The organism is Streptomyces sp. NPDC001770 (assembly GCF_053596135.1).
On the sequence record NZ_JBSFFN010000001.1, the window covers coordinates 256,494 to 274,258 of the forward strand.

At 73.5% G+C, this 17,765-nt stretch carries 14 protein-coding genes; 11 read left to right on the forward strand and 3 right to left on the reverse strand.

Annotation, left to right across the window (positions count from 1 at the left end; all coding sequences use genetic code 11):
* Positions 1-120 precede the first annotated feature (120 nt).
* Positions 121-1,119, forward strand: a complete 999-nt coding sequence (locus ACWCSV_RS01120) for an EamA family transporter (RefSeq protein WP_451137777.1) — start codon at positions 121-123, stop codon at positions 1,117-1,119.
* Between the two features lie 107 nt (positions 1,120-1,226).
* Here ACWCSV_RS01120 and ACWCSV_RS01125 read toward each other — a convergent pair whose 3' ends face one another.
* On the reverse strand, positions 1,227-1,700 hold the full coding sequence (locus tag ACWCSV_RS01125) for a GNAT family N-acetyltransferase (protein ID WP_451137967.1): 474 nt from the start codon (positions 1,698-1,700) through the stop codon (positions 1,227-1,229).
* Positions 1,701-1,840: 140 nt separating this feature from the next.
* On the opposite strand from ACWCSV_RS01125, the gene ACWCSV_RS01130 reads away from it, so the two are divergent.
* The 8 genes from ACWCSV_RS01130 (at position 1,841) to ACWCSV_RS01165 (ending at position 12,762) form a co-directional block, all read left to right on the forward strand.
* Complete coding sequence (locus ACWCSV_RS01130) at positions 1,841-2,686, forward strand: TIGR03084 family metal-binding protein (RefSeq protein ID WP_451137778.1); 846 nt, start codon at positions 1,841-1,843, stop codon at positions 2,684-2,686.
* Between the two features lie 212 nt (positions 2,687-2,898).
* The gene (locus tag ACWCSV_RS01135; protein WP_451137968.1) at positions 2,899-4,536 is read left to right on the forward strand and encodes an acyclic terpene utilization AtuA family protein; all 1,638 of its coding nucleotides are present in this window, start codon (positions 2,899-2,901) and stop codon (positions 4,534-4,536) included.
* Between the two features lie 63 nt (positions 4,537-4,599).
* Complete coding sequence (locus ACWCSV_RS01140) at positions 4,600-6,198, forward strand: acyl-CoA carboxylase subunit beta (RefSeq protein WP_451137779.1); 1,599 nt, start codon at positions 4,600-4,602, stop codon at positions 6,196-6,198.
* Positions 6,199-6,342: 144 nt separating this feature from the next.
* The gene (locus ACWCSV_RS01145) at positions 6,343-8,457 is read left to right on the forward strand and encodes an ATP-binding protein (protein WP_451137780.1); all 2,115 of its coding nucleotides are present in this window, start codon (positions 6,343-6,345) and stop codon (positions 8,455-8,457) included.
* Positions 8,454-9,614: an acyl-CoA dehydrogenase family protein gene (locus tag ACWCSV_RS01150; protein ID WP_451137781.1), complete on the forward strand. Its 1,161-nt coding sequence runs from the start codon at positions 8,454-8,456 to the stop codon at positions 9,612-9,614. Before ACWCSV_RS01145 ends, ACWCSV_RS01150 begins: the two co-directional genes overlap by 4 nt.
* Positions 9,615-9,695: 81 nt before the next feature.
* Positions 9,696-11,375, forward strand: coding sequence for a 4-coumarate--CoA ligase family protein (locus ACWCSV_RS01155; protein WP_451137782.1), 1,680 nt, complete (start codon positions 9,696-9,698; stop codon positions 11,373-11,375).
* The gene (locus ACWCSV_RS01160; protein WP_451137783.1) at positions 11,372-12,148 is read left to right on the forward strand and encodes an enoyl-CoA hydratase family protein; all 777 of its coding nucleotides are present in this window, start codon (positions 11,372-11,374) and stop codon (positions 12,146-12,148) included. The genes ACWCSV_RS01155 and ACWCSV_RS01160 overlap by 4 nt, the downstream gene beginning before the upstream one ends.
* Before the next feature lie 35 nt (positions 12,149-12,183).
* Positions 12,184-12,762 carry a TetR/AcrR family transcriptional regulator gene (locus ACWCSV_RS01165; protein WP_451137969.1) on the forward strand — a complete coding sequence of 193 codons (579 nt, stop codon included), beginning with the start codon at positions 12,184-12,186 and terminating at the stop codon, positions 12,760-12,762.
* 119 nt (positions 12,763-12,881) lie between these two features.
* On the opposite strand, the gene ACWCSV_RS01170 is transcribed toward ACWCSV_RS01165, so the two are convergent.
* The gene (locus ACWCSV_RS01170) at positions 12,882-13,991 is read right to left on the reverse strand and encodes a citrate synthase 2 (protein WP_451137784.1); all 1,110 of its coding nucleotides are present in this window, start codon (positions 13,989-13,991) and stop codon (positions 12,882-12,884) included.
* Between the two features lie 334 nt (positions 13,992-14,325).
* Here ACWCSV_RS01170 and pdxH point away from each other — a divergent pair, with 334 nt between their 5' ends.
* Both pdxH and ACWCSV_RS01180 read left to right on the forward strand, forming a co-directional pair.
* Entirely contained in the window at positions 14,326-14,964 is a 639-nt protein-coding gene (pdxH, locus tag ACWCSV_RS01175) for a pyridoxamine 5'-phosphate oxidase (protein WP_451137970.1), read from the forward strand.
* A 419-nt stretch (positions 14,965-15,383) separates the two neighbouring features.
* Positions 15,384-16,772 carry a PAS domain-containing protein gene (locus tag ACWCSV_RS01180; RefSeq protein WP_451137785.1) on the forward strand — a complete coding sequence of 463 codons (1,389 nt, stop codon included), beginning with the start codon at positions 15,384-15,386 and terminating at the stop codon, positions 16,770-16,772.
* A gap of 66 nt (positions 16,773-16,838) precedes the next feature.
* On the opposite strand, the gene ACWCSV_RS01185 is transcribed toward ACWCSV_RS01180, so the two are convergent.
* Entirely contained in the window at positions 16,839-17,594 is a 756-nt protein-coding gene (locus tag ACWCSV_RS01185) for a sugar isomerase domain-containing protein (RefSeq protein ID WP_451137786.1), read from the reverse strand.
* Positions 17,595-17,765: the final 171 nt, after the last annotated feature.

Consider the following 17,765-nt stretch of genomic DNA (forward strand, 5'->3'; position numbering starts at 1 on the left):
CCTACGGTGGAGGGGTGGGCTGCACGCACATAGTTCAGTGCTATGCACTTCAGGGTGCATTACATTGTACTGATGGGGTGTGTTCCGCCGCCCCGCCCGCCCCATCCGGAAGGCCACCCAGTGAACGACCCGCGCAGCGCCGTAGAGCCGGCCGCAGCCGTCACCGTCCCCGAGGCGGTGACCGTCCTGGACGGAGCCCCCGACGCTCCCTCCGGCGGTCCGCACGGCTCCGGGCAGCCGGCGGGGCGCGGCGGCACGCTCGTATCGGTCGCCCTCGTCGTCGGCGGTGTGGTCTCGGTCCAGTTCGGCGCGGCGGTCGCCGCCCTGCTGATGCCCCGGGCCGGCGCGTTCGGTGTGGTCACGCTCCGCCTGCTGGTCGCCGCCGTGGTGCTGCTGGTCGTCTGCCGCCCCAAGCTGCGCGGCCACTCCCGCGCCGACTGGGGGACGGTCGTGGCCTTCGGCGTCACGATGGGGGCGATGAACAACCTCTTCTACCAGGCACTCGACCGCATCCCCCTCGGCATCGCGGTCACCCTGGAGGTGCTCGGCCCGCTCGCCCTCTCCGTCATCGCCTCCCGCCGCCTGATCAACCTCCTCTGGGCGGGGCTCGCGCTCGTCGGAGTGGGTCTGCTCGGCGGCGCCGGCGGCTTCGGCCGACTGGATCTGCTCGGCGCCGGACTGGCGGTCGCGGCCGGTGCGATGTGGGCCCTGTACATCGTCTTCAGCGCCCGCACCGGCCGCCGTTTCCCGAAGGCGGACGGCCTGGCCCTCGCCATGGCCGTCGCCGCCCTCCTCTCGCTGCCCCTCGGCATCGCGGAGTCCGGTACGAAGCTCACCGTCCCGACCACCGTCCTGCTCGGCGCCGCGGTGGCCCTGCTCAGCTCCGTACTCCCGTACACCCTGGAACTGATCGCGCTCCGCCGCCTGCCCGCCTCCACCTTCGCCGTGATGATGAGTCTCGAACCGGCCATCGCCGCGCTCGCCGGGTTCCTCATCCTGGACCAGGCACTCTCCACCACGGACGCCCTCGCCATCGCCCTCGTCATCGGCGCGAGCGTGGGGGCGGTACGGGGACAGGTCGGCGGGGCGCGGAAGAGGGGGCGGCGGCAGAAGGCGTAGGCCGCCCACGGGGGATGTAGTTCTCTCGCGGTGGTTGCGCGGTGCCGCCGCTGACCGCTCCCTCGCGCGGATCCCCGCGCCGGCAGGTCGGCGTGGGGCCGGCGACGTCATCCGGCCAGCCGCAGTACCAGCTCGTCGATCTCCTCTCCCCGCGCGTTCGCGAAGCCCCGTTCCCCGCGGATGACCTCGAAGCCGCACTTCTCCAGGACCCGCACCGATCCGGTGTTGTCCGCCGCGGCCCTGGCGAACAGCGGGCGCTCGGCGACCTCTTCGAGCAGGATCCGCAACGCGGCGGTCGCGATGCCCCGTCCCCAGTAGAAGCGATCGATGACGTAGGTGACCTCACGCCCGTCCGGCGCGCCGTACACGGCGACGTGCCCGACCACGTCGCCGTCCGCGAGCACGGTGCGGGCGACGACGTCGGGGGCGGCGGAGACGCGCTTCCAGTGGGCGTCGAAGTGAACCCGGTCCGTCGGGTCCTCGGCGGTGAAGGCGGCCATCCGATTTGATTCGGGGTCGCTCATGTGCCGGAAGAACACAGGCAGATCACTGGGGTGCACGGGCCGCAGGGAGACATCCATGGAGGTCATGGGCTCGACCCTAACCACCCTGCGGAAGGAGCCGGAGCGGGCGGATCAGAAAATCATGCAAGCATGCTTGCTTGTTTCCGCGGGCGCTGGAATGCTCCGGGGCACCACGCCATGCCCCGAGGGGAGCGCACGTGTCCGATGCCATCGCCGTGATCGACGACCTGCGGGACGAGAGCGAAGAACTCGACTCGCTCGTAGCCGGGTTGAGTGACGAGGAGTGGGCGACGGCGACCCCCGCGCCCGGCTGGACGATCGCCCACCAGATCGCGCACCTGACCTGGACCGACCGGGTCGCGGTGACCGCCGCGACGGATCCCGGGGCGTTCAAGGCGGAGGTGGAGGCCGCGCTCACCGCGCCGGAGACCTTCGTGGACGAGGCCGCCGGGGCGGCCGTCGCCGCCGCCCCGCCGCCGGAGTTGCTGCGGCGGTGGCGGGCCGGGCGGGAGCGGCTCCAGGAGGTGTTGCGGGAGGCCGTACCCGGCACCCGCGTCCCCTGGTACGGGCCGCCGATGAGCCTCGCCTCGATGGCGACCGCCCGGCTCATGGAGACCTGGGCGCACGGGCAGGACGTGGCCGACGCGCTCGGGGTCGTACGGGCGCCGACCGGGCGGCTGCGGCATGTCGCCCGGATCGGCGTACGGGCCCGGGACTACGCCTGGTTCGTCCGGGGCGTCACACCGCCGGCTGAGGAGTTCCGGGTCGAACTCGAATCGCCGGAAGGCGGGTTGATCGCGTTCGGGCCGGAGGGAGCGGCGCAGCGGGTGACCGGGCCGCTGCTCGACTTCTGCCTGCTGGTCACCCAGCGCGCCCACCGGGACGACCTCGCGCTGCGGGCGGTCGGCGCAGAGGCCGATGCCTGGCTGGACATCGCGCAGGCGTTCGCCGGGCTGCCGGGTGCGGGGCGCACGCCGCGCGGGGGCAGGAGAGAGGGCGAGACCGGAGAAGCCGCCAACGCCCCGCGAAGTGAGGGAACATGACCATCATCCCGCCCACGGAGAACCCCACCGCGTCACCCGGCCCTCTCGGGCTGGGGACGCGACTCCCCGCCCCCGTCCCGATTCCCTTCTCCGTCGCCGAGCCGACCGAGCCCGCCGTGGACCCCGCCCCCACGCACCCGCTCGACCCGCCCGCACCCACCCCCCTGCGCATCGGCAACGCCTCCGGGTTCTACGGCGACCGGTTCGACGCGATGCGCGAGATGCTGACCGGCGGCCCGCTCGACGTCCTCACCGGCGACTACCTCGCCGAGCTCACCATGCTCATCCTCGGCCGCAGCCGCCTGAAGGACCCCTCGCGCGGGTACGCGACCACCTTCCTGCGGCAGCTCGAAGAGGGACTCGGGCTGGCCGCCGAGCGCGGGGTGAAGATCGTCGCCAACGCGGGCGGCCTCAACCCGGCCGGACTGGCCGGCGCGGTACGGGAGTTGGCCGACAAGCTCGGTATCCCGGTGCGGGTCGCCCATGTGGAGGGCGACAGCCGGCCGGTGCCCGAGGGATTCCTCACCGCCAACGCGTACCTCGGCGGCGCCGGGATCGCCGCCTGCCTGCGGGCGGGCGCGGACATCGTCGTCACCGGCCGGGTCACCGACGCCGCTCTGGTCACCGGGCCCGCCGCCGCCCACTTCGGCTGGGGCCCCGACGACCTGGACGCCCTCGCCGGGGCCGTGGTCGCCGGGCACGTCCTGGAGTGCGGTACGCAGGCCACCGGCGGGAACTACGCCTTCTTCGGCGACCACGACGTGCGCCGCCCCGGCTTCCCGCTCGCCGAGATCCACGCGGACGGCTCCTCCGTCGTCACCAAGCACCCGGGCACCGGCGGGGTCGTCGATCTCTCCACCGTCACCGCCCAGTTGCTGTACGAGACCGGCGGCGCCCGGTACGCGGGACCCGACGTCACCGCCCGTCTCGACACCGTCCGGCTCGTGCAGGAGGGGCAGGACCGGGTCGGGATCAGCGGGGTACGGGGCGAGGCGCCGCCGCCCACGCTGAAGGTCGGGCTCAACCGGCTCGGCGGCTGGCGCAACGAGGTCGTCTTCGTCCTCACCGGACTCGACATCGAGGCCAAGTCCCTCTTGGTGCAGGAGCAGTTCGCCGACGCACTCGACCGGTCCGGGAAGGCGCCCGCCGAGGTCCGCTGGGAGCTGGCCCGCACCGATCACCCCGACGCGCCCACCGAGGAGACCGCGAGCGCGCTGCTCCGGCTCGTCGTGCGCGACCAGGACGCGGAGGCGGTGGGCAGGGCGGTCTCCGGGGCCGCGGTGGAACTGGCCCTCGGCAGCTACCCGGGGTTCCACGTCACCGCCCCGCCCGGGAAGGGCGCCCCGTACGGGGTTTTCGAGGCGGCCTACGTACCGGCCTCCGAGGTCGCGCACACCGCCGTGCTGCCGGACGGAACGCGGCAGGACGTGCCCGCGCCGGCGGTGACCCGGGTGCTCGACCTCGCGGAGCCCGAGGCCCCGCTGCCGCCCGCGCCGGCGCCGGAGGTGACCCGGAGCGTGCCGCTCGGGCTGCTCGCCGGGGCGCGCAGCGGCGACAAGGGCGGCGACGCGAACGTCGGGGTGTGGGTGCGCGACGACCGCGCCTGGCAGTGGCTCGCGCACGAGCTGACCGTCGAGCGGTTCCGTGAACTCCTGCCGGAGACAGGCGGGTTGGAGGTGGAGCGACATGTGCTCCCGCAGCTGCGGGCGGTGAACTTCGTCGTCCGAGGACTGCTGGGCGAGGGGGTCGCCGCGCAGGCACGGTTCGACCCGCAGGCCAAGGCACTGGGGGAGTGGCTCCGCTCGCGCCACGTCGCCGTACCCGTCTCCCTGCTCGACCCGGCGACCTGAGCCGCAGGCCCGGGGCGCCGCGCCCGTAACCCCGTACCGATCCATCGCACCGGAGGTCACCGCATGACCGTCCTGCCCACCGGGCTCGACACCGCCGGACCCGAGTACGCCGCCAACCGGGCCGCCCTGCTCGCCAAGCTCGACGACCTCGCGGCCGAACACGCGAAGGCGCTGGCCGGGGGCGGTGAGAAGTACGTGGCCCGGCACCGTTCGCGCGGGAAACTGCCCGCCCGCGAGCGGATCGAGCTCCTGATCGACCCCGACACCCCGTTCCTGGAGCTGTCGCCGCTGGCCGGCTGGGGCAGCGACTACACGGTGGGCGCCTCGCTCGTCACCGGGATCGGGGTGGTGGAGGGCGTCGAGTGCCTGATCACCGCCAACGACCCGACCGTACGCGGCGGCGCCTCCAACCCGTGGACGCTGAGGAAGGCGCTGCGGGCCAACGAGATCGCCTTCGCCAACCGGCTGCCCTGCATCAGCCTGGTGGAGTCCGGAGGGGCCGACCTGCCCTCGCAGAAGGAGATCTTCATCCCCGGCGGGGCGCTCTTCCGCGACCTCACCCGGCTCTCCGCCGCCGGTATCCCCACCGTGGCCGTGGTGTTCGGCAACTCCACCGCCGGAGGCGCGTACGTCCCCGGCATGTCCGACCACACCGTCATGATCAAGGACCGGTCCAAGGTCTTCCTCGGCGGTCCGCCGCTGGTGAAGATGGCGACCGGCGAGGAGAGCGACGACGAGTCGCTCGGCGGCGCCGGGATGCACGCCCGCACCTCCGGGCTGGCCGACCACTTCGCGGTGGACGAGCACGACGCGCTGCGACAGGCCCGCAGGATCGTCGCCCGCCTCAACTGGCGGAAGGCGCACGCCGATCCGGGCCCCGCCGAACCGCCGAAGTACGACGAGGAGGAGCTGCTCGGCATCGTGCCGGGCGACCTCAAGGTGCCGTTCGACCCGCGCGAGGTCATCGCCCGGCTCGTCGACGGCTCCGACTTCGACGCCTTCAAGCCGCTCTACGGCACCAGCCTGGTCACCGGCTGGGCGCGGCTGCACGGCTACCCGGTCGGCATCCTCGCCAACGCGCAGGGGGTGCTGTTCAGCGAGGAGTCGCAGAAGGCCGCCCAGTTCATCCAGCTCGCCAACCAGCGCGACATCCCGCTGGTCTTCCTGCACAACACCACCGGCTACATGGTCGGCAAGGAGTACGAGCAGGGCGGCATCATCAAACACGGCGCGATGATGATCAACGCGGTCTCCAACTCCAAGGTCCCGCACCTCTCCGTGCTGATGGGCGCCTCCTACGGGGCCGGTCACTACGGCATGTGCGGGCGCGCCTACGACCCGCGCTTCCTCTTCGCCTGGCCCAGCAGCAAGTCCGCCGTGATGGGCCCGCAGCAGCTCGCCGGGGTGCTCTCCATCGTGGCCCGCGCCTCCGCCGCCGCCAAGGGCCGCCCGTACGACGACGAGGCCGACGCCGGACTGCGCGCCCTGGTGGAACAGCAGATCGAGGCCGAGTCGCTGCCCGCCTTCCTCTCAGGGCGGCTCTACGACGACGGGGTCATCGACCCCCGCGACACCAGGACCGTCCTCGGCATGTGCCTGTCCGCGATCCACACGGCCCCCGTCGAAGGCGCCCGCGGCGGCTTCGGCGTCTTCCGGATGTGAGGCCCGTGACGACCGTGAGGCTCGTGAGGCCCATCAGGCCTGTGACGCCCGTGAGGCCCATGAGCCCCGTGAGCCCTGTGACACCCGTGAGGCCCGTGACGCCCGTGAGGCCCGTGACGACCGTGAAACACCGTGAGGACTGACGTGATCACTTCCCTGCTCGTCGCCAACCGCGGCGAGATCGCCTGCCGGATCTTCCGCACCTGCCGGGCGCTCGGCATCACCACCGTCGCCGTGTACTCCGACGCGGACGCCGGCGCCCTGCACGTCCGCGAGGCCGACCTCGCCGTACGGCTGCCGGGCGCGGCGCCCGCCGACACCTACCTCCGCGGTGACCTGATCGTCGCCGCCGCACTCGCGGCGGGTGCCGACGCGGTGCACCCCGGGTACGGCTTCCTCTCCGAGAACGCCCCCTTCGCCGCCGCCGTGCAGGACGCCGGGCTCCTCTGGGTCGGCCCACCGGTCAAGGCGATCGAGCAGATGGCGTCGAAGACCCGCGCCAAGGAGCTGATGGCCGCCGCCGAGGTCCCGCTGCTCGCGCCCGTCGACCCCGCCACCGCGACCGGGGCCGACCTGCCGCTGCTGCTCAAGGCGGCGGCGGGCGGCGGCGGGCGCGGGATGCGGATCGTGAGGGAACTCAAAGCGCTGCCTGCCGAGTTGACGGCCGCCAAGGCGGAGGCCGAGTCCGCGTTCGGGGACGGCGAGGTGTTCGCCGAGCCGTACGTGGAGCGCGGCCGGCACGTCGAGGTGCAGGTGATGGCCGACGGCCACGGCACCGTCTGGGCGCTCGGCACCCGCGACTGCTCCCTCCAGCGCCGCCACCAGAAGGTCGTCGAGGAGGCCCCCGCACCCGGTCTCGGCGAGGAACTGCGGACCCGGCTGCACGATGCGGCGGTGGCCGCCGCCCGGGCCGTCGGCTACCGGGGCGCGGGGACCGTGGAGTTCCTGGTCTCCGCCGAGGGGCAGCCGTACTTCCTGGAGATGAACACCCGCCTCCAGGTCGAACACCCCGTCACCGAGGCCGTGTTCGGGCTCGACCTGGTCGCCCTCCAGCTGCGGACCGCCGAGGGTGAGCCGCTGCCCGCCGCCGGACCGCCCGCCCCCGGGGGGCACGCCGTGGAAGCCCGGCTCTACGCCGAGGACCCCGCCCGCGACTGGCGCCCGCAGACCGGACTCCTGCACGCGTTCGAGCTGCCCGAGGAGCCGGGGGTCCGCCTGGACACCGGCTACACCGGCGGCGACACCATCGGGGTGCACTACGACCCGATGCTCGCCAAGGTCGTCGCCCACGCCGCCACCCGCACCGAGGCCGTACGGCTCCTCGCCCGCACCCTGGAACGCGCCCGGATCCACGGCCCGGTCACCAACCGCGATCTGCTCATCCGCTCCCTGCGCCACCCCGACTTCCTCGCCGCCCGCCTCGACACAGGGTTCTACGACCGCCACCTCGCCGCCCTCACCCCCGCCCCCGACGAGCCGGCCGTCCGCCACGCCGCCTTGGCCGCCGCCCTCGCCGACGCGGCGGCCCGTACGAGCGGGGGAGCGGCCGGTGCGGCAGGGGGAGCGGCCCGTACGAGCGGGGGAGCGGCCGGTGCGGCAGGGGAAGCGGCCCGGGCCCCGGGGCGCGCCGCCGTACCCGCCCGCTTCGGGGCCTGGCGCAACCTCCCCTCCCAGCCGCAGACCAAGCGCTACCGCGCCGAGCCCGACGCCGGAGAGTACGAGATCGCCTACCGGGCCACCCGCACCGGCCCCGTCCCGCACGAGGCGGAGGGAATCCGCGTGACGGAGGTCCGACCCGACCGGGTCACTCTCGAACTCGACGGCGTCACCCGCCGGTTCACCGTCACCGTGCACGGCGACCAGGTGTACGTGGACACGGCGGACGGCTCCCACGCCTTCACCGCCCTGCCCCGCTTCACCGACCCCGCCACCCGCAGCGAACCCGGCTCCCTGCTCGCCCCCATGCCCGGCACCGTCGTCCGCCTCGCGGAGGGGCTGGCGCCCGGGGCCGCCGTCGAGGGCGGGCAGCCGCTGATCTGGCTGGAGGCGATGAAGATGGAGCACCGCATCCTCGCCCCCGCCACCGGCACCCTCACCGCACTCCACGCCGGGCCGGGCCTCCAGGTGGAGGTCGGCGCGCTGCTCGCCGTCGTACAGGAGACACCGCAGGAGACGGCGCAGGAGACACCGCAGGAACCGTCCCTCGCGGGGGAAGCACCTCATGCCCAGGACACGCCACAGGAGGAGCCACAGCCATGAGCACCGTCCTCGAATCCGCCGAACACCAGGCGCTCCGCGCCGCCGTCGCCGCCCTCGGCAAGCGCTACGGGCGCGCCTACATGGCCTCCGTCATCGCGGAGGGCCGGCACACCGACGAACTCTGGTCCGAGGCGGCCAAGTTCGGCTATCTGGGCGTGAACCTCCCCGAGGAGTACGGCGGGGGTGGCGCCGGCATGGCGGAACTCTCGATCGTGCTGGAGGAGTTGGGGGCCGCCGGCGCCCCGCTGCTGATGATGGTGGTCTCCCCCGCGATCTGCGGAACGGTGATATCCCGCTTCGGCACCGAGGCGCAGAAGCGTCAGTGGCTCCCCGGGCTCGCCGACGGCAGCCTGACCATGGCCTTCGGGATCACCGAGCCGGACGCAGGGTCCAACTCGCACCGGATCACCACCACCGCCCGCCGCGACGGCGACGACTGGCTGCTCACCGGCCGCAAGGTCTTCGTCTCGGGCGTCGACATCGCGGATGCCACGCTCATCGTGGGACGCACCGAGGACGCCCGCACCGGCAAGCTCAAGCCCTGCCTCTTCATCGTCCCGCGCGACGCCCCCGGCTTCGGGCGCTCGCAGATCGACATGGAACTCCACGCCCCGGAGAAGCAGTTCGAGCTTGTCCTCGACGACGTACGGCTGCCCGCCGAGGCGCTCGTCGGCGACGAGGACGCCGGGCTGCTCCAGCTCTTCGCCGGGCTCAACCCCGAACGCATCATGACCGCCGCCTTCGGTATCGGCATGGGCCGGTACGCGCTCGCCCAGGCCGTCGAGTACGCCCGGACCCGCCAGGTGTGGAAGACCCCGATCGGCGCACACCAGGCCATCGCCCACCCGCTCGCCGTCGCCCACGTCGAACTCGAACTGGCCCGGCTGATGATGCAGAAGGCCGCCGCCCTCTACGACGCGGGCGACGACATCGGCGCGGGCGAGGCCGCCAACATGGCCAAGTACGCGGCCGGGGAAGCCTGCGTGAAGGCCGTCGACCAGGCGGTGCACACCCTCGGCGGCAACGGCCTCACCCGCGAGTACGGACTCGCCTCCCTCATCACCGCCGCCCGCGTCGCCCGGATCGCCCCGGTCAGCCGCGAGATGATCCTCAACTACGTCTCCCACCAGTCGCTGGGCCTGCCGAAGTCGTACTGACCCCGTCCGGGCACCCCCTCCAGGGCGCCCGCGCCCAGAAGTACCGCTTCCAGCCGCCCACCGCGCCGACAGGGGACCGCCATGGTGTTCCGCAGCGAGTACGCAGACGTCGCCATCCTCAGCACACCCATCCACGACGCCGTCCTCGGCCGGGCCGCCGAGTTCGGGGAGACCGTCGCCCTGGTCGACGGGACCAACGGGATGTCCCTCACCTACGCCCAACTCGACCACTTCCACCGGCGGATCGCCGCAGCGCTCGCCGAGGCCGGGCTCCGCAAGGGCGACGTCCTCGCCCTGCACAGCCCCAACACCATTGCCTACCCGCCCGTGTTCTACGGCGCGACGCGCGCGGGCGCCTCCGTCACCACGGTCCACCCGCTGGCCACCGCCGAGGAGTTCGCCAAACAGCTCACCGACGCCTCCGCGCGCTGGATCGTCACGGTCTCCCCGCTCCTGGACACCGCCCGCCGGGCGGCCGGACTCGCGGGCGGGATACGGCAGATCTTCGTCTGCGACGCCGCCGAGGGGTACACCTCGGTGCTCGACATGCTCGGCTCCACCGCCCCCGAACCGCAGGTGGAGACCGACCCGGACGAGGACGTCGCCGTGCTGCCCTACTCCTCCGGCACCACCGGCGCACCCAAGGGGGTGATGCTCACCCACACCTCCATCGCCACCAACCTGGAGCAGCTCCAGCCGTTCGTCCCCCTGGTCCAGGACGAGCCCATCCTGGCCGTCCTTCCCTTCTTCCACATCTACGGGCTCACCGCGCTGATGAACGGCCCGCTCCGGCACGGGGCCACCGTGGTGGTGCTGCCCCGCTTCGACCTGGACCAGTTCCTGGCCGCCATCGAGAAGCACCGGATCGCCGGGCTGTACGTGGCCCCGCCCATCGTGCTGGCCCTCGCCAAGCACCCGGCCGTCGCCCGCTACGACCTCTCCTCGCTCCGCTACATCGTCTCCGCCGCCGCCCCGCTCGACGCCGAGCTGGCCCGCGCCTGCTCGGAGCGGCTGGGGCTGCCTCCCGTACGGCAGGCGTACGGCATGACCGAGCTCTCCCCGGGCACCCACGTCGTGCCGCTCTCCGAGGAGAACCCGCCGGACGGCACGGTCGGCAAGCTGATCCCCGGCACCGAGATGCGGATCGTCCGGCTCACCGACCCCGGGCAGGACGCGGAGCCCGGCGCCGAGGGCGAGATCCTCATCCGGGGACCCCAGGTGATGAAGGGCTATCTCGGCCGGCCCGACGCCACCGCCGCCATGATCGACGAGGACGGCTGGGTGCACACCGGCGACGTCGGCCGGGTCGACGCGGACGGCTGGCTGTACGTCGTCGACCGGGTCAAGGAGCTGATCAAGTACAAGGGCTACCAGGTCGCCCCCGCCGAACTGGAGGCCCTGCTGCTCGGCCACGAGCACCTCGCCGACGCCGCCGTCATCGGCGTCTACGACGACGCGGGCAACGAGGTCCCCAAGGCGTTCCTGGTCCGCTCACCGGCCCCGGAAGCGCGGAAACTCACCCCTGAGGACGTGCTCGCCTACGTCGCCGAGCGCGTCGCCCCGTACAAGAAGGTCCGGCGGGCCGAGTTCATCGACGCGGTGCCCCGGGCCACCTCGGGCAAGATCCTCCGCCGCGAACTCCGCGACCGCGAACTCCGCGACCGCGAACTCCGCGACCGCGAACTCCGCGACCGCGAACTCCGCGACACGAAAGCCGAGCCGGGGCAGCAGGCCGCCGGCACCGAAGGGAGCCCCGCATGAGCAGCCTCGCCGCACCCGTCCACGACCGGGGCGTCACCACCCTCACCCTGGACGCCCCCGCCCGCCGCAACGCCCTCTCCGCCGAGCTGGTCGGCGAGCTGGCCCAGGCGCTCGACGCCTGCGCGGCTGACGCCGCCGTACGCGCCGTCGTACTGACCCACACCGGCACCACCTTCTGCGCCGGAGCCGACCTGAAGTCGCCTGCCGATCCGCGGGAGTTCGTGGCCCTGCTGCGGAAGATCGTCGCCCTGCCCAAGCCGGTGGTGGGCCGGATCACCGGCCATGTCCGGGCCGGCGGACTCGGGTTGCTCGGAGCGTGCGACATCGCGGTGGCCGGACCCGGGGCGAGCTTCGCGCTCACCGAATCGCGGCTCGGGCTCGCCCCCGCGGTGATCTCGCTGACCCTGCTGCCCCGCCTCGAACGCTCCGCCGCCGCCCGCTACTTCCTCACCGGGGAGCGGTTCGACGCGGTCGAGGCCGCCCGCATCTCGCTGGTCACCCTCGCGGCGGGCGATCCGGCGGGGGCCGTTGCCCCGGGCGAGGGCGCGGACGAGGTCGACAAGGCGCTCGAACCCGTACTGGACGGACTGCGCAAGGCGTCCCCGCAGGGGCTGATGGCGTCGAAGCAGCTGGTCACGGCTACCGTGCTGGAAAGCTTCGACCAACACGCCGAAGACCTCATCGCCCTCTCCACCGCGCTCTTCGCCTCCGACGACGCACGGGAGGGGATGACGGCCTTCCTCGAACGACGGGACCCCGCATGGGTGTGGTGACGCCCCCGAACGACCCGCCCCACGCCAGGACGGCCATGGGCAACGCCAAGTCGCCCAAGCAGGACCGCAGTCGGGCGACCCGGCAGCGGCTCCTGGAGGCCGCCGTGGCCTGCCTCGCCGCCCACGGCTGGGCGGGCTCCACGGTCTCCGTCGTCGCCGAACGGGCCGGGGTCTCCCGGGGCGCGGCCCAGCACCACTTCCCCACCCGCGAGGACCTGTTCACCGGCGCCGTCGAATACGTGGCGGAGGAGCGCTCCGCCGCACTGCGGGCGCTCCCGGTCCAGGGCCGTGCCGAGGTCGTCGCCGCACTGGTGGACCTCTACACCGGACCCCTCTTCCGCGCCGCGCTCCAGCTCTGGGTGGCCGCCTCCAACGAACCCCAACTGCGCCCCCGGGTCACCGAACTCGAAGCCCGCGTCGGCCGGGAGACCCACCGCATCGCCGTCGCCCTGCTCAGGGCGGACGAGACCCGCCCAGGGGTACGCGAGACGGTCCAGGGCCTCCTGGACATGGCCCGGGGCCTCGGCCTCGCCAACCTCCTCACCGACGACACCGCCCGCCGCCGGAGGGTCGTGGCCCAGTGGGCGGCGCTGGTGGAGGGCGCGCTCGACTGACGGCGCACCCGCCCCACGACGCGGCCCCCGCACGGGAGCGGCGGTTTCCGGACGATCCGGGGGCACGGGCGCCCCCCGGTGCGCACGGTGTTCGCCGTGCGCACCCGGGTCCGCCGCCGTCAGCCCGTGATCGGCGTGATCGAGTCGTACCCGTCGATCTCGCGCGGGTCCCGCGCCGCCGGCCCCACGTACTCCGCCGAAGGCCGCACCAGCCGGCCCGTGCGCTTCTGCTCCAGGATGTGCGCCGACCAGCCGGCCGTGCGGGCGCAGGTGAACATCGAGGTGAACATGTGCGCCGGGACCTCCGCGAAGTCCAGCACGATCGCCGCCCAGAACTCCACGTTCGTCGCCAGCACCCGGTCCGGGCGCCGGGCGTGCAACTCCTCCAGCGCCGCCTTCTCCAGCGCCTCCGCCACCTCGAAGCGCGGCGCGGCCAGTTCGCGCGCGGTGCGCCGCAGCACCCGGGCGCGCGGGTCCTCGGCGCGGTAGACGCGGTGGCCGAAGCCCATCAGCCGCTCGCCCTTGTCCAGCGCCTGCTTCACGTACGCGGTGGCGTCCCCGGTCCGCTCGATCTCCTCGATCATGCCGAGGACCCGGGACGGCGCGCCGCCGTGCAGCGGTCCCGACATCGCGCCGACCGCGCCGGACAGCGCCGCCGCCACGTCCGCACCGGTCGAGGCGATGACCCGGGCGGTGAACGTGGAGGCGTTCATGCCGTGTTCGGCGGCCGACGTCCAGTACGCGTCGACGGCCTTCACGTGCTTGGGGTCCGGCTCGCCGCGCCAGCGGATCATGAACCGCTCCACGACGGACTCCGCCTTGTCGATCTCGCGCTGCGGCACCATCGCCAGCCCCTGCCCGCGCGCCGACTGCGCCACGTACGACAGGGCCATCACGGCCGCCCGTGCGAGGTTGTCCCGGGCCGTCGCCGCGTCGATGTCGAGCAGCGGCTTCAGTCCCCACACCGGGGCGAGCATCGCCAGCGCCGACTGCACGTCGACCCGGATGTCACCGGAGTGGACCGGGATGGGGAACGGCTCGGCGGCCGGCAGACCGGGGTTGAACGCCCCGTCCACCAGCAGCCCCCAGACATTGCCGAAGGACACCTGGCCGACGAGGTTCTCGATGTCGATCCCGCGATAACGGAGCGCCCCGCCTTCCCGGTCCGGTTCGGCGATCTCCGTCTCGAACGCGACGACTCCCTCAAGTCCGGGTACGAATGCGGACATCAGGCGGCTCCCTCTGTGCGGCTGCGAGCTGTGGCGGTGAAGGCCCCGGGTGCGGAGGCATCCCACGGCCCCGATGGACCTGACCCCCGATAGTGGCGGCTCCCTCCTGGGCACGGAAGGGTGATGTCCCGCACAGCACCCCCGCGTGTCGCGAGGGACCGCTCCTTGGCACACGACCGTGTCGTCCCCGGCTCGTCCGGCCCCCGGCCCGCCTCGGCGGGCGGCCGACCCGCTGCGGCAGGATGGGCCCGTGCCCACAGCTGACCCGACACCTCCGTCCGCTTCCCGTCCGGCCGTGTCCCCGTCCTCCGATTGCACCATCGATCCGGCGGCGATGCGCGAGCAGTACCGTTCCGAGGCGTTCGACGAGCAGGATCTCGCCCCCGATCCCATGGACCAGTTCGCCCGCTGGTTCCGGCAGGTCGCCGCCGGAGGCATCCTGCACGAGCCGAACGCCATGGTGGTCTCCACCGCGTCACCGGACGGCCGCCCGTCCTCCCGCACGGTGCTGCTCAAGGGCTTCGACGCGAGCGGCTTCGTCTTCTACACCAACTACGAGTCCCGCAAGGGCCGGGAGCTGGCCGCGAACCGCCACGTCTCGTTGCTCTTCCCCTGGCACCCGCTCGCCCGCCAGGTCGTCGTCACCGGCGTCGCGGGGCGCGTGAGCCGGGAGGAGACCGTGGCGTACTTCCGTACCCGCCCGCACGGCTCCCAGCTCGGCGCCTGGGCGAGCGCCCAGTCCACGGTCATCGGCTCCCGCCGCGAGCTCACCGAGCGGTACGAGGAGTTGGCGGCCCGCTACCCGGAGGGCGAGAAGGTGCCCGTACCGCCGCACTGGGGCGGTTTCCGGGTCGTGCCGGAGACGGTGGAGTTCTGGCAGGGCCACGAGAACCGGCTGCACGACCGGCTGCGGTACGTACGCCCCCCGGCGCCCGGGACCACCGGCTGGCGCGTGGAGCGCCTCTGCCCCTGAAGTCCGTCCCGCTCGCTGTCCCGCACAGGGAGAAAAAGCAGAACCCGCAGGCTCGGGTCCCTCCGTGAGGAGGAGCCGGCCGGATCTACCGGCGAGCCTGCGGGTCGGTGACTGCTTGGGTTTCGGCAGACAGCCTGCCGGGGTGCACGATGTGCGACGACGGGCTGTCAGCCCGCAGCCACCTCACGAATCCGATAAGACTGCACTTTTCGGATCACCTCCTTTCAGCGTGTGCGGCAAGCCTAGAAACCTCGTCCGGGCCGCACAACCTATTTATCGGAAGCGGGTGTGCGCCGTGTCACGGTCGAGTTCAATGGGTATCTGACGTGCGGAAACGCGCGCCGGTACGCGTACTGCCGGAGCAGCGGTACGGACAGCGGGGACGGCACGTTCTGCGGGGGTACGGAATGAGTCCTTCCATGGGCAGCGGTACGGCCGGCCAGTCCGCGTCGGACGCCTCGGGCGCCGCGGAGACCACCGGCGCCCCGGAAACCACGGGTGCGGCCGGGCCCGTCCCCGGCGCCGAACTCCTCGCCGCGCTCCTCGACGGCATGGACACCGCGCTCTTCGCCCTCGACGCCACCGGCGCCGTCACCCACTGGAACCGCCAGGCCGAACGCGTCCTCGGCTGGTCCGCAGCCGAGGTGGTCGGCCGGGACGGCTTCGCGGGCTGGGCGGTGCGCGGGCCCGATGCCGACGAGGTGCGGCGGCGGCTGATGGCGATCCAGGACTCCGCGGGGCGCCAGGTCCACGAGTTCGCCCTGGTCCGCAAGGACGGCGGCCGGGTCCTCGTCCGGATGCAGGCCGCCGGGATGCGTGGCGAGGACGGCGGACCTGCCGGGGTCTACTGCGCGTTCAGCGAGGCGCACGCCCAGATCGACCTGGAACGCTCCATCGCGATGAGCGAGGCGCTGTTCCAGGACGGGCCCTGGGGCGTCGTCCTGGTCGACGCCGACCTGCGGCCCACCGTCGTCAACGCGCACGCGGCGCGGGCGCTCGGCGGCGGCCGGACCTCCCTGCTCGGCCGCCCCCTCGGGGAGGTCGTGCTGCAAGGGGTGGAGGACCTCGAAGGCGCCTTCCACCACGTGCTCGCCGCCGGGGCGCCGCCCGCCCCCGCCGAACTCTGGCTGACCCTGCGCGGGCGCGAGGGCGAGCGACGGCGCTGCTGGCGCAGCGGTTTCCTGCGGCTCTGCTCGCCCCTCACCGAGGAGGCGGTGCCACTGGGCGTCGCCTGGCTGTTCCAGGACGTGACCGAGGCGCGTACCGCCGAGCAGGCCTCGGCCCGGCTGCGGTTCCGCTCCGCCCAGCTGCACCGGGCGGCCAGGGCCGCCGCCGAGTGCGAGGACCCGTGGGAGGCGGCGACGACCACCCTCGACTTCTCGCTGGCGGGCTTCGCCGACCACGCGCTGCTCGACCTGGTGGCGGGGGAGCGCCTGGTCCGTACGGCGGCCACCCCCACCGACGCCCCGGGCCCCTGCCTGCTGGTGGCCGGCGGCTCGCTCCCCGCGCGTTACGACGCCGGTCACCCGGCCCTCCAGTCGCTGGACCGGATCGCCCCGGTCCGGGTGAGCGCGGGCCCCGCCGGTGAGTCCTGGGCGGCCGAACGCCAGTGGCCCCGGCACGCGGCGCACGCCCTGTGCGCGGCCCTCCGCAGCCGGGGCCGCACCCTCGGGGTCGTGACGTTCCTGCGTACGGCCGACCGCCCGGCCTTCGAACGGGAGGACGCCGCCCACGCGGAGAGCGCGGCGGTCCGGGTGGCCGGCGCGGTGGACCTGGCACTGCTGCTCGACGGCCGCGCGGGCGGCTGACGCGGGCGGACGCACCCGGGGGCCGGGTGTGCCCGGGTGCCGGGCGCGTCGGTGCTGCCGGGCGTCTCAGTGCTGGTAGAAGATCCGGTCCCGGTTCTCGTCGAACACGCGCCGGTTCCACTCGTGGCCGCCGTCCACGTTGCCCGAGCGCAGCAGCGGCGGCTCGATGCCGCGTGCGGCCAGCTCCTCGGCGGCGGCGGCCATCGTCGCCTGCATCAGCGCGCTGGTCACCACGGTGGAGGCGGGGGCGAACGGGGCGCCGACCCCGTCGGTGGTCAGCTCCGCGTCGCCCACCGCGATCTTGCTGTCCAGCACGATGTCGCAGTGGTCGAGCAGGAAGCCTCCCGTGGCGGCCCGGGACGAGGTGGCGGCCGCGTACGCCACCGAGGTCACCCCGATCACGGTGAGGCCGCGCGCCCGCGCCTCCCGGGCCATCTCGACGGGCAGGGTGTTGCGGCCGGAGAGCGAGATGATCACCAGCAGGTCGCCCGCCCTGGCCGGGCTGGCCGCGAGCACGGTGGTGGCGAGCCCCTCCACCCGCTCCAGCGCCGAGCCGAGGGTCGCGGGCATCACGTCGACCCCGACCGTGCCGGGCACCGCGAGAAGGTTCATCAGGGCGGGGCCGCCCGCCCGGTACACCACGTCCTGGGCGGCGAGCGAGGAGTGCCCGGCGCCGAAGGCGAAGAGCCGGCCGCCTGCGGCGATGGTGTCGGCGACCGCCGCCCCGGCCGCCGAGACGGAGGCGGACTCCTCGTTGCGGACCCGGGCCAGCAGCCCGATGGCCGCGTCGAAGAACTGGCCGGCCAGCTTGCTCTCGCTCATCGGGGAGCCCTTTCGGCGTGGGGTGATCACCAGGCGGTCTCCGACCACCTGGGTGCCGATCACGTTGCGGTCCGGACCACCGCACTGTCAAGAGCCTCACCGGCGGTGTGCCGCCCGCCCTGCCGACGGCCACGGCACGGTTGACAGCGCGATGCGTCAGAATTGGACGAG

Bases quoted from the DNA above. Each gene is read 5' to 3' on its own strand.
- ACWCSV_RS01125 (WP_451137967.1), bottom strand. From the start codon at position 1,700: ATGGATGTCTCCCTGCGGCCCGTGCACCCCAGTGATCTGCCTGTGTTC.
- ACWCSV_RS01135 (WP_451137968.1), top strand. From the start codon at position 2,899: ATGCGCGAGATGCTGACCGGCGGCCCGCTCGACGTCCTCACCGGCGAC.
- ACWCSV_RS01140 (WP_451137779.1), top strand. From the start codon at position 4,600: ATGACCGTCCTGCCCACCGGGCTCGACACCGCCGGACCCGAGTACGCC.
- ACWCSV_RS01150 (WP_451137781.1), top strand. From the start codon at position 8,454: ATGAGCACCGTCCTCGAATCCGCCGAACACCAGGCGCTCCGCGCCGCC.
- ACWCSV_RS01155 (WP_451137782.1), top strand. From the start codon at position 9,696: ATGGTGTTCCGCAGCGAGTACGCAGACGTCGCCATCCTCAGCACACCC.
- ACWCSV_RS01160 (WP_451137783.1), top strand. From the start codon at position 11,372: ATGAGCAGCCTCGCCGCACCCGTCCACGACCGGGGCGTCACCACCCTC.
- ACWCSV_RS01165 (WP_451137969.1), top strand. From the start codon at position 12,184: ATGGGCAACGCCAAGTCGCCCAAGCAGGACCGCAGTCGGGCGACCCGG.
- ACWCSV_RS01170 (WP_451137784.1), bottom strand. From the start codon at position 13,991: ATGTCCGCATTCGTACCCGGACTTGAGGGAGTCGTCGCGTTCGAGACG.
- pdxH (WP_451137970.1), top strand. From the start codon at position 14,326: ATGCGCGAGCAGTACCGTTCCGAGGCGTTCGACGAGCAGGATCTCGCC.
- ACWCSV_RS01180 (WP_451137785.1), top strand. From the start codon at position 15,384: ATGGGCAGCGGTACGGCCGGCCAGTCCGCGTCGGACGCCTCGGGCGCC.
- ACWCSV_RS01185 (WP_451137786.1), bottom strand. From the start codon at position 17,594: ATGAGCGAGAGCAAGCTGGCCGGCCAGTTCTTCGACGCGGCCATCGGG.